At 72.0% G+C, this 1465-nt stretch carries 1 protein-coding gene; it reads left to right on the top strand.

The window, feature by feature from the left end:
* The first annotated feature begins 172 nt into the window (after window positions 1-172).
* Window positions 173-1093 (top strand): phosphotransferase family protein, encoded by a 921-nt coding sequence (locus tag ACFU99_RS43460; protein WP_384404279.1) that lies wholly within the window; start codon window positions 173-175, stop codon window positions 1091-1093.
* Window positions 1094-1465 lie beyond the last annotated feature (372 nt).

Here is a 1465-nt window from a genome sequence, read left to right on the forward strand (position 1 = left end):
GCGTGGCGGTGTGCGGGAACGCCTCGGGTGGCACCGGCCTCGTCCAGGAAAGGGGCCGATGGGGCGTGACTGCCCCGCCCATGGCCTACGTTGGCCTGATCCAGGAGCGGCTTCAGATCGCTCCGGCGTTGGTCCCGGCCCGTCTTTCCCGAGCAAGCAGCAGGTGATCTCCATGTCCACCGTTACCGCGAACACGATCCGGGACATCCTGGCGAGGGAATGTCCGGACAGCCGGGTCGCCTCGGTCCGCCCGCTCGACAAGGGCTACACGAGCAAGCAGTGGGTGGCCGACACCGATGAGGGCCGGCTGCTGGTCAAGGTGCCGCAGCGGACCCCGGACCCCGGGCATCTGCGGCGGCTCATGGCCAGTGCGAAGGTCGCGGCGGACCACGGCATCCCGGTGGTGCGGTACCGGCGGCTGGTGGAGCACGAGCCGTCCGTGGACGGGCCGTTGCTCATCCAGGAGTACGAGGAGGGCGACGCCGCGGGCGAGGTGTGGGACTCCCTCGGCCGCGACCGGCGGATGGCGCTGGTCGAGGACCTCGGCGACGTCATCGGGCGGCTGCACGCCATCGGGGGCCCGCACTTCGGCGATGTGCTGGGCGGGGCCGCGGCCTCGTCGCTGAAGGAGTCGGTCGAGGCCGAGGTGGAGGCGCTGCTCCCCGGGGCCGAGCTCGCCCTGATCGGCGACGCCGATGCCCTCCGGTCCGCGATCGGCGCCGCCGTGGCGGGGCTGGAGGACTCGGCGAACGTACCGGCCCTCGTCCACGGCGACCTGTGGCTGCCGAACTTCCTCGTGCGCGACGGGCGGATCAGCTGCGTCCTGGACTTCGAACACGCCACGTACGGGGACCGGTTCCGCGACTTCGGCAAGCTCGACGAGCATCTCTTCGACGCGTTCCGGGAGGGCCGCCCGGCATTCCTCGCGGCCTACGACGCGGCGTGCCCGATGCCGGGCGACTGGGAGCGGCGCGTCGATCTCGGGCAGGTACTGCACGCGCTGAACATGCACGTCTACTTCCGGCGCTGGACTCCGCAGTGGGCGCCGCAGTACGCGGAGCAGGCCGGGAAGTGGCTCGCGAGCCGTTCGTGAGCTCACTGGTCGGAGGAGATGAGCCGAGAGGGGTGAAGAGGCCGACAGGGGCCGCTTGTTTCGCGTAAACGGTACGTATGAGTCACGCGCCCGCAGCACGCATTTAACACGGGTCCGGCATATTGAGGGGTGTCGGCGAGGACGCTCGTTCGAACCGACACCCGTGTGGCGCCAAGGACCTCCGGAGCGGCTCCCGGACCTCCAAGGACGCCCGGACGCGAGCGCCGGTCCTCACCCGGTTCCGCGCCCTCGCGGGGACCGCCGTCGTCCCGCCCCCGGCTCCGGCCGGGGTGCGGCGGGCCCCGCGCCCCACCCCCGCCGGGTTTGCCCCCGGTGCCCCCGAGCCGGGGGTACCCCCCGGGGGGTATTAAC

Origin of the sequence: Streptomyces sp. NPDC057654, assembly GCF_042800135.1 — a bacterium.
Taxonomy (GTDB): domain Bacteria; phylum Actinomycetota; class Actinomycetes; order Streptomycetales; family Streptomycetaceae; genus Streptomyces.

Coding starts and splice junctions, on each gene's coding strand:
- ACFU99_RS43460 (WP_384404279.1), top strand. CDS start 173: ATGTCCACCGTTACCGCGAACACGATCCGGGACATCCTGGCGAGGGAA.